General features: G+C 46.7%; 11 protein-coding genes. All 11 read right to left on the bottom strand.

Annotated features, from left to right (window positions below):
• Window positions 1-39: 39 nt before the first annotated feature.
• The 11 genes from alaS to AC0J5I_RS14105 all read right to left on the bottom strand — a co-directional run bounded on the left by alaS (window position 40) and on the right by AC0J5I_RS14105 (window position 14,949).
• On the bottom strand, window positions 40-2,691 hold the full coding sequence (gene alaS, locus AC0J5I_RS14055; RefSeq protein ID WP_475301155.1) for an alanine--tRNA ligase: 2,652 nt from the start codon (window positions 2,689-2,691) through the stop codon (window positions 40-42).
• 320 nt (window positions 2,692-3,011) lie between these two features.
• A complete protein-coding gene (locus AC0J5I_RS14060) occupies window positions 3,012-4,118 on the bottom strand; it encodes a DUF7278 family profilin-like fold-containing protein (RefSeq protein WP_475301159.1) in 1,107 nt (368 codons plus the stop codon).
• 211 nt (window positions 4,119-4,329) lie between these two features.
• Window positions 4,330-6,828 carry an SF1B family DNA helicase RecD2 gene (gene recD2, locus AC0J5I_RS14065; RefSeq protein WP_475301163.1) on the bottom strand — a complete coding sequence of 833 codons (2,499 nt, stop codon included), beginning with the start codon at window positions 6,826-6,828 and terminating at the stop codon, window positions 4,330-4,332.
• 122 nt (window positions 6,829-6,950) lie between these two features.
• Window positions 6,951-8,075, bottom strand: a complete 1,125-nt coding sequence (mnmA, locus tag AC0J5I_RS14070) for a tRNA 2-thiouridine(34) synthase MnmA (RefSeq protein WP_475301168.1) — start codon at window positions 8,073-8,075, stop codon at window positions 6,951-6,953.
• A gap of 137 nt (window positions 8,076-8,212) precedes the next feature.
• Entirely contained in the window at window positions 8,213-8,806 is a 594-nt protein-coding gene (locus AC0J5I_RS14075; RefSeq protein ID WP_159072191.1) for a TraX family protein, read from the bottom strand.
• A gap of 120 nt (window positions 8,807-8,926) precedes the next feature.
• Window positions 8,927-10,219, bottom strand: coding sequence for an O-acetylhomoserine aminocarboxypropyltransferase/cysteine synthase family protein (locus AC0J5I_RS14080; RefSeq protein WP_107995887.1), 1,293 nt, complete (start codon window positions 10,217-10,219; stop codon window positions 8,927-8,929).
• A gap of 174 nt (window positions 10,220-10,393) precedes the next feature.
• On the bottom strand, window positions 10,394-10,969 hold the full coding sequence (locus AC0J5I_RS14085) for a xanthine phosphoribosyltransferase (protein WP_107995888.1): 576 nt from the start codon (window positions 10,967-10,969) through the stop codon (window positions 10,394-10,396).
• A 265-nt stretch (window positions 10,970-11,234) separates the two neighbouring features.
• Window positions 11,235-12,011, bottom strand: a complete 777-nt coding sequence (locus AC0J5I_RS14090) for a formate/nitrite transporter family protein (protein WP_086628425.1) — start codon at window positions 12,009-12,011, stop codon at window positions 11,235-11,237.
• A 271-nt stretch (window positions 12,012-12,282) separates the two neighbouring features.
• Window positions 12,283-12,630, bottom strand: a complete 348-nt coding sequence (locus AC0J5I_RS14095; RefSeq protein ID WP_475301179.1) for a cysteine desulfurase — start codon at window positions 12,628-12,630, stop codon at window positions 12,283-12,285.
• Between the two features lie 54 nt (window positions 12,631-12,684).
• Window positions 12,685-13,827 carry a cysteine desulfurase family protein gene (locus tag AC0J5I_RS14100; protein WP_475301183.1) on the bottom strand — a complete coding sequence of 381 codons (1,143 nt, stop codon included), beginning with the start codon at window positions 13,825-13,827 and terminating at the stop codon, window positions 12,685-12,687.
• A 30-nt stretch (window positions 13,828-13,857) separates the two neighbouring features.
• Window positions 13,858-14,949, bottom strand: coding sequence for a zinc metalloprotease (locus tag AC0J5I_RS14105; RefSeq protein ID WP_475301187.1), 1,092 nt, complete (start codon window positions 14,947-14,949; stop codon window positions 13,858-13,860).
• Window positions 14,950-14,952: the final 3 nt, after the last annotated feature.

A 14,952-nucleotide genomic window follows, 5' to 3' on the forward strand; every position in this document is an offset into this window, starting at 1 on the left:
CGGCATCTTGTCGGGATGCCCGCCCCTGAGAAAGGATGCTTACTTTGTATTTTCCTCGATCCAGACGCCAACGTGTTTCAGGGCATCCGGGATGCCTGCTGGGTTATTTCCACCTGCTTGTGCCATATCCGGACGTCCGCCGCCTTTGCCCCCAGCAAATGGAGCAAGTATCTTGATCAAATCGCCGGCTTTTAGGCCTTGTTCCAATTTCTCTTGGGAGACTGCCGCCAGCATATTGACTTTGCCATCTGTAGCCGAAGCTGCCACGAAGAGATCAGAGACAGCTTTTTGACGCCATTGGTCAGCCAATTGACGCAACGCGTTCATATCCTGATTTATTGTTTCATAGGTGATATATGTGACACCATTGACGGTTTCCACGTTTTCAAAGAGATCTTTGGCTTCGGCATTCATGATTTTTGCTTTCAAAGACTCATTTTCGCCTTGCATTTCCTTCATTTCTTGTTTGAGCTGATTTATTTTACCGGCTACTTCTTTTGTTTGTTGGGCTTTCACAAGCTGTGCCGCCTCGCTCAATTCAGCTTCTTTTGTGCGGAAATACTGATAAGCTGCCTGGCCGGTCACTGCCTCGATGCGTCGGACACCTGCACCAATTCCGGATTCGGACAAAATCTTGAAGACTCCGATATCCTGCGAATTCTGTACATGAACCCCGCCACATAGTTCGACTGAATAGCCACCGACATCGACGACTCGGACTTCTTTGCCATATTTTTCACCAAACAATGCCATGGCGCCCATTTCTTTCGCTTTATCGACGGTTGTTTCGACCGTTACGACAGGCAATGCTTCCCAAATTTTTTCATTCACTATTTCTTCCATCCGTACCAACTCTTCTGCTGTTACTTGGCCGAAATGCGTGAAGTCAAAACGAAGTTGATTCGGGTTTACCAGCGAACCGGCTTGGTTGGCATGATTTCCCAATACATCCTTCAGTGCTTGGTGCAATAGATGGGTCGCCGTATGGTTCCTTGTGATGCTTCTTCTGCGCGCTTCATCCACGTGCAGGATATAAGTTTCGTTCGAATGGATTTCTGTCAGGACACGCGCAATATGCATGGTTTGGCCATTAGGGGCGCGCTTGACGTCTTCGATTTCTGCGATCACTTCACCAGCTTCGGTTTCGATTGTTCCTTTGTCCGCAACTTGTCCACCCATTTCTGCATAGAACGGTGTTTCGCGGAAAATGATCTGAACACGATCATCTGCAGCTGCTTTTTCGACGATTTCGTCATTCGCAACCATCACTGAAAGCTCGGACGAAATTTTTGTTTGGGCATAGCCGGAAAACGTGCTTGGAACCAGCACTTCAGCCCAGACCGGGGATTGCACGGAGAAGGAGTCTTCCACTTGTCTGGCTGCACGGGCACGGTTCCGTTGTTCTTGCATCTCTTGGTTGAACCCTGCTGTATCGACTTTGAAGCCTTTTTCTTCGGCATATTCGCTCGTCAATTCCAACGGGAAGCCGTATGTATCATACAGTTTGAAGGCATTCGTGCCGTTTACGACCGTTTCACCTTTTTCGTTCATCTCTTCAAAGACGCTGTTGAGTATTTCCATCCCTTCATGGATTGTTTCCTGGAAACGTTGCTCTTCATTCGTGATGACTTTGATGATGAAATCTTGATCAGCTTTGACCTCAGGATAATAAGATTCCATGATGGCTGCCACAACCGGAACCAATTCGTTCAGGAACATTTTTTCGATGCCCAATTTTTGGCCATGCATGACGGAGCGGCGAATCAAACGACGCAAAATGTAGCCGCGGCCTTCATTTGATGGCAAGGCACGGTCCCCTATCGCAAAGCTAACGGCGCGGACGTGATCAGCGATAACTTTGAAGGAAATATCCAATGTTTTGTTTTCGCCATATTTCTTGCCGTTGCTCAACGTCTCAATTTTTTCGATGATCGGCATGAACAGATCCGTTTCGAAGTTGGTCGGTGTGTTTTGGACTACGCTTGTGACACGTTCCAGACCCATCCCCGTATCGACGTTTTTGTGCGGCAGCGGCTCATAGGTGCCATCCGGCTTGTGGTTGAATTCAGAGAATACTAGGTTCCAGATTTCCAGGTAGCGTTCATTTTCACCGCCCGGATACATTTCAGGGTCTCCGTCAGGCAAATCCTGGAAGGATGGTCCGCGGTCATAGAAGATTTCCGTATCCGGTCCGCACGGTCCTGCGCCGATATCCCAGAAGTTGTCCGCAATCGGAACGATATGATCTTCCGGCAAACCGACTTTTTCCTGCCAAATGCGTTTTGTGTCCGTGTCTTCCGGATAATAAGTGACGTAAAGCAACTCCGGATCGAACGCCAACCATTTTTCATCCGTCAGGAATTCCCAAGCCCAAGGGATCGCTTCTTCTTTGAAGTAGTCCCCGATCGAAAAATTCCCCAACATTTCGAATAATGTGTGGTGTCTTGCCGTCACGCCCACATTTTCGATGTCGTTTGTGCGGATGCTTTTTTGGGCATTGGTGATGCGCGGATTTTCAGGGATCAATGTGCCATCAAAATATTTTTTCAGCGTTGCGACGCCTGAGTTGATCCATAATAAGGTAGGGTCGTTGACCGGTATCAGCGAAGCGCTCGGTTCCACTTTCGACCCTTTCGTTGCCCAAAAATCAAGATACATTTGACGGATGTCACTGCTTTTTAGATTCTTCATTATTACCTTCCTTTTCTCTTCATTTATTTTTGGAGTGGATAAAATAAAAAACACCCCACTGCATACAAGGACGAATGACGCGGTACCACCTTGTTTGCAATGAAATGTTTTGAGCATTCATTACCTCTCGGATCCGTTAACGCTGGAAGCGATAGTATTTCTACTATATTTACACAAAGGGAGCATAAACGGATGCGTTTCCTTTCACCAAACGGAAACTCTCTTTTGTTATCCATTCCTATATCCTCTGCTTCAATCAAAAACTAGTATAACCAAAATTATGTCCGCATGCAAGCAGTTCTTAAGAAAAGCGGTTCGGGTCACATTTCGATGCGGATGGAACGTCTTGCGCAGTAATAACCGGGTGACAAGGGTTCTTGCTGCTTCGCTTTCAAAGCATCCGCATGGTTTTCATAATAGGTAGCGTAGGGCAGGAGTTTCTCCAGTATATTCTCGGCTTGAATGAAAATCCAGCCGCCTTTGGCCAACAACCCGTCTTCGACAAGTTCCGGTCCCCAGCCCATATTGGCTATTTCCAAGCCAAACATGTTTTTTTTATAGAGATAGCTATCTTCGGGTTCGAATAGGTTACGATGCAACTGATTACCCCAACGGAAAAGCCTGCGCGTCGATGCGCCGCAGCAATATTCCCATTCATCGCTGGACAACAACCCCATGCCATCTTTCTCCAATTGCTTGCGCATCTCTGCATAAGTGGTCTGGTAAGGCGCAAAAACTGTGTAAGAATCCAAATCTTCGTTCTGTTTCAGGAAGAAAGAATCATTTTGGACCAGATGCGCCGGAAAATCCGCAAATATCGATGATCCGTTTGCGCTCGGCATCAAGGCTTGATGGATGTCCTTCTCGTGTATGCTGAACCAATCGCTTTGGCCCTCAAATTTCCCGTTTATGACTGCATAATTCCCGACTTTCGTCATCCCCACATAAGTCGGACTGACTTCCACCAATAATGGAGGGATCTCTGTCGTCCGAAGCTGCGACATTTGGCTGTTGACCAATTCTTCCAATTCATCCAAAGAATGGATCGGTTCGATTTTCTTCTTCATCCAATGATCGTCATGCAAAAATTCAGCGCCTTGAACAGAAAGTTTCAGGCAATTTTCGATGGCGAGGTACATCTCTTTCCTGTCAGAGCTGATGTCCAATGGGTCCAGGCCGTTGATTCCGCTGTCCCATCCGAGGACGGCCTCCTTGTGCCCGGGTACAAAAACAAACGGTGCGCCGTTGATGTCCACTGTAAACGTTTCGGTCTTAATGCCGCCCATCTGATAATACGCCGGACGGATATCCGCGACAGACAAAAGCGGATTCACAAAATAACGGACAACGCTGCTGGCCAGAACAAGCTTGTGCTCCATCGGGATGTTCTTCCAGTTCGGATTCATCAATTGATCAAATAGTTCCATTATACCACTCTCTTCTTGTAGCTGTATTGGAAAACCAGTAAATTGCTTTACTGTCAGTATAGCAGAATATTGAGGCGGCGAGTAGCTTATTTCTTTTGCTGAAGGGAGCGCCTATAGAGGCACCGTTGATTATTGCGGACGGCGCCGCTGATTTTCTGAAAGCAGAAAAGTCCGCAGACAAATTCTTCATTGTTTGCGGACTTCTCTCGGATTACTTTTCATTCATGAAAGTTTCCGGTGTTATATTTTCCATGCCGATCATCGGATCGATGCTCCCATCGGAAATGTGTTCGATCGTCAAATGGTAGATGGGTATTATTTTTGGAGATTCTTTGTTTTCTGGCTTTTGGGTTGCAGATTCGGTAGTTGTTTCGATGAGTGATTCAGCAGTCTCAATTCCAACACTAGGTGCTCTCGTTTCCTTGCTTTCTGCGGGTTCTTCCGCAGTGAAGACTTTGTCATTGTTCAGATTGCGTTCTAGTTTTTCGTGCAGCATCGTTTTCCGGATATCACCGGTGCTTACGACTGCCGTTTCGAAAGCTTCGTAGTCGCCGCACAAAATCAATTTGCTTTTGCTCCTGGTGATGGCTGTGTACAGCAGATTGCGGCGCAGCATCCGCCCGTACTGTTTCACCATCGGCAAAATGACCATCGTAAATTCGCTGCCTTGTGATTTATGGATGGAACAACAGTAAGCCAGCACGAACTTGTTCCAATTATTACGATTATAGGTGACTTCGACAGTATCGAATAGGACCGTGATCTGGTCGACTTTCTCTTCCGTCTCTTTAGCGAATTGGATGGCAGTGATTTCACCCATGTCCCCGTTAAAGACATTATTTTCCGGTTGATTCACCAACTGAAGCACTTTATCGCCTACCCGATAGACGACATCGAAAAAAGCAACTTCGCGTCTTTTCTTGTTCCCCTTCGGATTGAAAATTTCCTGCATCATCGTATTGATGGCATCAATACCGGCAGCGCCTTTGTACATCGGCGCCAGAATCTGGATGTCTTTCGCGGTGAACCCTCTTGATTTTGCCTTTTCGACGACTTGCCGGATAACCGGCTCGATCTGATGCGTTTGGCAAGGCAGAAACGACCGGTCCGCTTGATTGTTCCGGAAATCGCGTGGGAGGATGCCGTTCTTGATTTCGTGCGCCAACGGAATGATTGAGGAATCGCCAGATTGTCTGAATATCTCATTCAGCTCGACCTGCGGCAATGATTTGCAGTTCAATAGATCAAACAACACTTGGCCCGGCCCGACCGACGGCAATTGGTCCTTATCCCCGACAAACAGCACTTGCATGCCCGACGGCACCGACTTCAGGAGCCGGTGCATCAACCATGTATCCACCATCGAAACTTCATCGATGATCAACAGCTTGCCTTCCAGCTCTTGCGTATAAAGTTCTTCGGATTCCTTTTCCTGGCCCGTCAAGCCCAGTAAGCGGTGAATCGTGCTGCCGGGCAGACCTGTCGTTTCCTGCATACGTTTTGCGGCCCGTCCGGTCGGAGCGGCAAGTAATATCGGGAAAAGTCCATCTTTGTAGTCGTGAGGGTCTTCCGGCAAATCGTTTAGTTCGGAGAACATGCGGACGATCCCTTTCAGAACTGTCGTTTTGCCGGTACCAGGGCCTCCGGTCAGGATGAAGAACGGTGAAAGCAAAGCTGCTTTAATCGCTTCGATTTGGGAGGCGCCATAGCGGATCTGCAGGTTTGATTGCAGCTGCTCGATTTCCAGATCCAAATCCACTCCCGGATAAGCAATTTTCGTTTTTCGTTTCAGAAGTCTGTCGATCGATGAAGCGATGCCTTCTTCGGCGAAATAGAGAGACGGGATGGCAAAACGGCTGTGATCCTCGACCACTTTCATGTCCATCACCATCTCCATCAGCGCTTCGATGACGGGCGCATCCTCGATGATGAAACGCCGGCTTTGCTCAAGCAAATGGATCGTCCGCTCAAGCAAGACAGTCCCGTCGACATACGTATCCCCGTTCGAGAGGCAAAGTTCCTGCAACGTCGCGAACAAGCCACCCTTCAGCCGGCTTGTGTGATCCGGAGCGAAATTCAACTCCTCCGCCAATTGATCGGCCTTCTTGAAACCGATGCCTTCAATGTCCTCGAGCAGGCGGTAAGGATTTTCGTTAAGGACAGTCAGCGTTTCGGTGCGGTAAAAATGGAAGATATTCGCCGCCTGATTATTGGAGAATCCATAGTTTCCCAAAGCAATCAGGATTTTTTCGGTTCCTTGCGTCTGCATCAGGACATCGCGCATCATTTCTCTCTTTTTGGGTGTCATGCCGCTGATGTTTTTCAGAGCTTCCGGGTCATCGAGGATGACATCGACTGCCTCCTCGCCAAAAGTCTCGACGATTTTTTCTGCCGTGCGTTTACCGATGCCCGGGAACCGTTCCCCCGACAAGAATGCAATCAACCCATTCTTGGATGTGGGTTTTTCCTGCTGGTAGGAATTGGCTTGGAATTGGACGCCGTATCTCGGATGCTCCACGACCTCACCGAAAAAGCGGTAGGCTGTATCTTCGGTTATCTGCCCAAAGCTTCCCGTCACTACAATTTCCTCATTCTTTTGTGGGAGATTCGATTCACTGACTGAAATCAGTATGACCTTGTAGAAATTACTCGCGTTTTCAAAGAAAATCGCTTTGAGTTCTCCAACGATATAGCCTTGTTCTGTATCCATCCGGATGATCCCCTCCCTTTTTATAATATTCAGACTTGTAACAAGATTCCTTAAGAACGATACCACAATTCCCGCCCAAATTAAAGAGAGGCCGTAGAAAAAACCAGCCTCTCACTCATTATTCAGATGTACTGCAGGATGCGTTCGGCCTGATAAGCCTTGTCGATCGTGCCCCCACCCAGACATTCCATACCGTCATAAAAAACAACAGCTTGGCCAGGCGTAATGGCGCGGACCGGTTCCGCAAATTCCACACGGGCAGTCGTCTGATCTTCGTTCAGATAGACAGTGACTGCTGTGTCTTGTTGACGGTAACGGAATTTAGCCGTGCAAGTGAAGACAGATGGTTTATTGCCTTCGGAGGTGAAGTGGATATCGGTCGCATCCAGACTGTCGGCATACAGGTTCTCATGATGGTAGCCTTGGCCCACGTAGAGCGTATTGGTCGCCAAATCCTTGCCTATGACAAACCAAGGATCATCGGATTCTCCGCCGCCGCCGATTCCCAGACCTTTTCTTTGCCCGATCGTATAGTACATCAATCCGGCATGCTCCCCCATCACATCCCCGCTCAAGGTGACCATTTTGCCCGGGATCGCCGGCAGAAAGTTCGTCAAGAATTCTTTGAAGTTCTTCTCGCCGATAAAACAAATGCCCGTCGAATCTTTTTTCTTGGCTGTCGCCAAACCGGCTTCTTCAGCAATGCGGCGCACTTCCGGCTTTTTGATTCCGCCTAGCGGAAACATCGTTTTGGAAAGTTGCTCTTGGGAAAGCTGATTCAGGAAATAGGTTTGGTCTTTGTTATCGTCCACGCCTCTGAGAAGATGAGCAGTGCCATCTTCGTCACGGACGACTTGCGCATAATGCCCGGTTGCGACATAATCCGCCCCCAGTTCCATCGCATAATCCAAGAAGGCTTTGAATTTGATTTCTTTGTTGCACATGACATCCGGATTCGGTGTCCGTCCCTTCGTGTATTCGTCCAGGAAATATTGGAATACCTTATCCCAATATTCCTTTTCAAAATTGACAGAATAATAGGGAATGCCGATTTGCTGTGCGACAGCTTGCACATCCTTGTAATCTTCGGTTGCCGTACAGAATCCGAATTCATCCGTATCATCCCAATTCTTCATGAAAATACCGATGACATCGTAGCCTTGTTCCTTCAAAAGCAATGCTGTGACAGAAGAGTCAACGCCTCCGCTCATTCCGACCACCACGCGTATTTTTGAATTGTCTTGCATGCCTTTCACACCCTTACTTGATTTGTGTATTTTCTCACTTCTTACATTATATAAGTAACATCCGATACAAAGAAACAGTTTACACCATCCCGTCGCATATTTCAAGCTTTCTCGCCTGTCCGCAGACAAGCCGACGGTCACATCAGCCTGGCGATAAGCATGAGGATAACTTGATGGACCGGATAGTAGGCATAACCGGTCCATTTCGGTAGCGGACTGATCCCAAAATTGACCGGCATAAGCATGGGAATAAGCGCTACTGCCGCGAATGCCTGCAAGGAGGGGAACTGCAAAGCATTCACCAGCAAAAACAAGGCAATTCCCGCTCCAACATGTTTTTCTAAGAGTACATAGATTGTCCACCCCATCATAAAGCCATACAGGCCGTATTCCGTAAACTGTACCAAAAAGATTGCCGGCAAGATGAAACGATAGTCTTTGATCGATAAGGCAAAAAGAGCCAAAGTAAAGAGAATATTGAAGACATTCCCTACTTGTGCGGTTATCGGCATACTGATGACCCCGGTCAGGACCAAGCGCAACAAATACTTGCGAAAATCACGCGTTTCCCTTACCCCTTTCACGGTTGTATACAAAAAACAAGGAAACGCGATGCGTCCGACCACACGCAGAAAAAGAAAAGAAGGGAACAGATAATAGCCGATGTGATCGATCGTCATTGTGAGGATCGCAATCCATTTGATGAGTGCTGTTTTATTGTTGTATGCCATTGCTTCACTTCCGATCTTCTTGAATGATATGGGATGCAAAAGAGAAATCTTTCCCACTAAAGAAAACAAAGCAGAACACCTTTGGAAGGGATTCTGCTTCATTTTCAGGGAAACTGTCGATCAGACTGTATAAGGCTTGGCATCCAAATTCAGGGTTGCCAATGCTTGCTCAATGTCTTCGATGATGTCAGCAATGTTTTCAAGCCCTACCGAAAAGCGGATCAGTCCTGGCGTAATGCCTGCCGCCGCCAATTGTTCATCGGTCAGTTGTCTGTGGGTTGAACTTGCCGGATGGAGCACACAAGTCCGGATGTCGGCAACATGGACTTCATTGGACGCCAACTTCAGACTGTCCATGAATTTGATGGCATTTTCTCTGCTTCCTTCGATAGACAGTGAAATGACGCCGCACGTTCCGAGCGGCAGATATTTATTTGCCAATTCGTGGTATTTGTCTCCTTCTAATCCCGGATAATTCACAAATTCAACTTTCTCGGATTGTTTGAAATATTCAGCGACTTTCAAGGCATTGCTGCAATGTCTATCCATTCTCACAGGCAGCGTTTCAAGCCCTAGATTCAACAAGAAGGCAGCATTGGCGGTTGGGTACGCCCCCATGTCCCTCATCATCTGTACCCGTGCTTTTGTAATATACGCAGCGTTCTCAAAGCTTTCCGTATAGACGATGCCGTGATAGGATTCATCCGGTTCGGTAAATTCCGGGAAATTACCGTTTTTCCAGTCAAAATTACCGCTGTCGACAATGACTCCGCCCATCTGTACAGCGTGGCCATCCATGTATTTCGAGGTGGAATGGACCACGATGTCCGCTCCAAACTCGAACGGCCTGCAAAGGTATGGCGTCGGGAACGTGTTGTCTACGATTAAAGGAACGTTGTTGTTGTGCGCAATCGCGGCCCATTTTTCGATGTCCAGAACAGATAAAGCAGGATTGGCGATGGTTTCGCCGAAAACAGCCTTTGTGTTCGGTTTGAACATTTTTTGGATTTCTTCCTCAGGCAGTTCTTGATCGACAAATGTGCATTCGATTCCGAATCGCTTCAAAGTTACGGCGAACAGATTGATTGTTCCGCCATAAATGGAGGCGGTGCTGATGAAATGATCCCCTTCCTTCAGGATGTTCATCAAGCTTATCATGGTGGCAGCCTGCCCGGAAGTTGTGCACAAAGCCCCTACGCCACCCTCCATCGCCGCGATTTTTTCTTCCACGGCTCCAACAGTCGGATTGGAGATGCGCGAATACATGTGTCCGGCAGCAGTCAAATCGAATAATTTCCCGATATGTTCCGTGGAGTCATATCTGTAAGTGGTGCTTTGGTAAATCGGAAGCGCGCTTGGCTCTCCGTTCCCTGGGTGATATCCTTCGTGTAAACATTGTGTTTCGATTCTCATTATTGAACCTCCTCATTAAGATAACGCTCATAATCTCATGTATATTTAACATTTTACCACAATTCCAAAAGGCTTTGTGGAGATATTGAATCCAAATCGAAAGATCCTGAACGCCCAAAATTTTCCATGTTTGAAAACAAAAAAAAGACAGAGATTATCTGCCTTCCTGTGCTGCTATTCTTCTATGAACTGTACCGTGCCGTTTTCAAAGGACTTGATGCGCGCCAATGAATAGACATCCATACCCTGTTCCTCCAAAATTTTTCTGCCTTTTTGGAAGGATTTTTCGATGACGATACCGACACCAGCGATCTCCGCTCCTGCCTGTTTGCAGATTTCCATCAAGCCGTTAGTGGCTTGTCCGTTCGCCAAAAAGTCATCAATGATGAGGACATGATCATTCTCGTCAAGATATTGTTTGGAAATTGTAATTTCGTTGGTGACATCTTTTGTGAAGGAGTAGACAGTGGCCGAGTACAGATTGTCTTTCATCGTCAGACTCTTTTGTTTTCTTGCAAAAACAACTTTCACTCCCAATGCCAAACCTGTGAATACTGCGGGCACAATGCCGGATGTCTCCACCGTCAAAATTTTGGTAATTTTTTTGTCAGCAAAATACCGTGCAAATTCATCCCCCAATTGTTGCATCAATATGGGATCGATCTGATGGTTCAAGAAATTGTCCACCTTCAACACGTTGTCCCCCAACACGATGCCATCCTTCAGTATACGTTCCTCCAGCAATTTCATAAAAAAATCCTCCTTAATCACATTTCGTTCTATCTATCAGCCGCTTGCGACGGTCGGCCAGCATGCCTTATTTTTGTTAACAAATAACAGTAAAACAATACAGATAATCTTCGCTTTTGTCAACGGTCCGTAAGTTTTATCGCCAATTGGGATAACTATCACCTCGGAAAAACGAACAAATCTTCATTCGGACATTTTTTTATCCGTAGACGAAAAAACGAGAAGAATCCGGTTGCCGGACTCTTCTCGTTTTTGGTTGTAAAGCTTAGTCTACGTATACTTCGGAATCCTTGTTCATCCATGCGTAAAGCAAACCAATGATCAATCCGCCACCGATGTAATTGCCGATCATAGCGAAGAACCAGTTCGTCAGGACGCTGCCGACTGTCATCCCTGGCAAAGCGCCGCCGAATGCGAAAAACGCAAGGCTGAAGGAAGAGAAGTTGGCGATAACGTGTTCAAAGCCTAAAAATGCAAAGATGAAGATGATGAAAATAGTCGAGAAGAGCTTACCGGCGTCATCTTTCATATGCGCGCTCACAAATACAGTCGTATTCACGATGACGTTCGCGAAGATACCTTCAGCAACCATCTGTATAGGTGTTTTGAGCAACTTGCCTTCAACTGCGTGGAAAAGGAAGTGCTCAGCCGGTAAATCCTGGAAAATATTCGTGAATGACATGACGAATGAAGCAATGGTACCACCGATAAGGTTGAAAAGGATACAAGCGAATAAAATTGCTAAAGCTCTTTTAGGTGCCAACACCTTGCGGTAAATAGCTGCTGTCATGTACATCATGTTGGATGTACCCAATTCTGTGTTCATGTAATTGATCATGACCAAAGACCATGCAAACATGAATGAGTAGAAAAATTTCCCACTACCGGGCAGCATGTGTTCTGCTTTTTCAGCGACCATTACAGCAATTGAGGTACCCAACGTCAAAAACATACCAGCAAGCATACATCTGATGAAATATTTTACTTGTGAAGTCTCAAATAAATGTGACTTCTTTAGGGCGCTTTTATCAACTGTAGTCATGGCTGCGCCTTGATATTTTTGTTCCACTTTCTTCATCTCCCGAATTGTTTGTGCGATTCTGAATAAGTATATCATATTTCATAAGAATTGGAATGAAAAAAACAACTGTTTATATAATTATATTAATGCATTTATAGTATGCATGGTGTTTTTTTTGTGCACATGGATTTTAGCAAGTTCCATTTTCCCATTTGATGAAAAAAAAACCGGCTGTAAGATTGACTCTTACAGAACCGGTCCGTTGTTTTCAAATATCACAAATAAATTGGGATTACTCCGACACTTCAGCCAGGACGCCGTTTTCTACCAAGCTGTCTAAAATGTATTCCAACTGTTCTTTCGCAGCCGACATGGTTTCCTTACCGTAGACATCCACTAGCTGCAATCCGTTGCTCGTCGTTGTGGAAACTTTCAATGTTTTCAGATCGGCAGCGACGACAATTTTCACTTTGATCCCTTGTTTATGCAACACGCTGTTGTCCAAATCGCGGACCATTTGGAAATTGCCGTTTTTGGTTTCCTCAAAACCATTGTCGCGCAAAGTGTAGCGTTTCACCTGTTCGTCCAATCGAAAGGTTTTTCCGGATCCCTTTAAAGATACATTTTTTTCGAATGCCATATGCAGTCCTCCAAGATAACGTTTTCTCTATCATAACACATTTTTTTCTTTCGTTCAGCCGTTCTTGTATTGCTTACTGTGGATGCTTTTCAGCAAGGCGATCAGCGTGTCCGCCTCATCAGTCGTATTATCCGGTCCGAATGAAATGCGTAAGGATTCGGTTGCTCGCGGATTATCCATTCCGTACATCGCTGCCAATACATGGCTCGGTTCAATGCTGCCGGCTGTACAAGCGGATCCGGCCGCCAGCATGATCCCTTTGAGATCGCACTGAATCAGCATTTTGTCGGAACGCATACCGGGCAGCCAGATGTTCAAGATGTGCGGGACTCCCTCAGGATAGACACCATTGCATTCAAATGGAATCCCGCTTTTTTCAAGTCCGCTCAGTAAATACTTGCCCAGTTCACGTTTTTTGCGGTTGCTTTCTTTGCGTTCTGCTTCCATCAGAGTGACGGCCTCAGCAAACCCCCGGATGTATGGCGTATTTTCCGTACCGCCACGGTGGTCGTTCTCCTGGCTGCCGCCATGGATGAAATTAGGCAGGTGCAGACTATTTTTACGGTATAAAAATCCAATGCCTTTGGGACCATTGATTTTATGCGCGGAAACCGATAGGAAGTCGATATGCTGTTGCTCCACATCAATCCGCTCGCTGCCATATGCTTGAACGGCATCGGTGTGGAATAGGATGTTCTGTTCTGTCAAAAAAGCACCTATTTCGGCAATTGGATTGATACTGCCCACCTCGTTGTTGGCATACATCAATGAGACTAAGATAGTATCCTCGCGAATCGCATCCTTCAGGGATTGCAAGGTTACTTTTCCGGTATCGTCCACCGGAAGATAGGTCACCTCAAAGCCTAACGTTTCCAGATAATGCATCGGATGCAGGACTGCATGGTGTTCCGCTGCAGAAGTGATAAGGTGTTTGCCCTTTTCCTTCAGAGCCAACGCAGTCGGTATGATCGCTGTATTGTTGGATTCGGAGCCGCAGCTTGTGATGATGATATCAGCCGGGTCTGCTTGGATGGATGCCGCAAAAATCCTGCGTGACTGGTCGATATGCTGTCTTGTTCGTCTTCCCAGAGCATAGGTGCTGGAAGGATTCCCGAAATCTTCGATAAGCGATTCCTGAATGACCGCTACAACTTCAGGTCTCACCGGAGTCGTAGCGGCGTGGTCGAAATAAATCAATTTGTTACCTTCTTTCTGTCGCAAGTCTTTCTAGTGTTCAAAATAACTGTTGAGCCAACGGTACAGGCGCAATTCGATGCTGGTTTCCATTTCCTTCGAGGAATCTTGGGCAGTTGCGGGACCCTGTCCCAACAATTTTTTCGTTTCTTCAATATCGGTAAGACAGAAAAACGCATAGGCAGCCCTTATTCTGTTGTTTACGATCCAGTACCTTTTTAACAAAGGATGAGCTTGTATTTGGATGTATTTTTCTTCTGCATTTACGAGCCGACCGAACAGCGCATCGCAAAACAAAGATTCCATCATATAAACGGGCCAATAGACTGACTCTTTGACTGGACGGTTGGCCGAAAAAGTCAGCAACAATGAATCGGCTTCTTCAAAATCCAGTTCCCCCAAAGCGCGGACATATGCGACCATGTAGAAGTAGTCAACCAGGAAGGTTTTTTGATACTGGGCGTCGTTTATGCTTTCGAAATAGGCGTCCGGTAAGTCGGCAAAAGGCACTTTTTCTTCGATAAGCTGTGCCATCTCCAACTGCTGGAACAGGAGCCTGCGCGCAGGCAATGATCGGCTTGCTTCCCTCAGCAAAGCTCCGTCATTCTGCGCTTTCGGCAGCAGATTCGCTAAAGCCATCCAGACAGGCACCAAACTGAACAAAACGAACAGGGAGCCTGTCTTCAGTTCCATACAAAAAGCCAGGCTGTACAGGAGTGTCCCCGTCAAAGCATTTGCCATAATGCCCCCCAGCATATAACTGCGATACGGCAATTCCGCATAGTCCCCTTTAGGTGGCGCCATCAAGCATTGGCCAGCCAGCAACGGGGAGGCAGCCTGCATATGATGCAGGCTGTGATCCGCATGGCTATATTTGTAACGTCTGACTTGAAAGCTGATCAGCCGATAACCGCTCAATTTTCCGAAGATAAAATGTCCCCCTTCATGAAGAAAGACATGCACGTGGATGGATAGAAACAGGCCTGCCGACAGAGCTGGAACGAGTAGGGGATCAAAAGACGACAGCTTCCCCCAGTCGTTGAATCCCTTCGCGATGAGATAGCCGTAAAACATGATGAAGGCAATTGTAATATGGCCGGCAATTCTCAGAAATGATTTTTTCATGAA

It is taken from the genome of Trichococcus sp. TS_SC_9 (genome assembly GCF_056156325.1).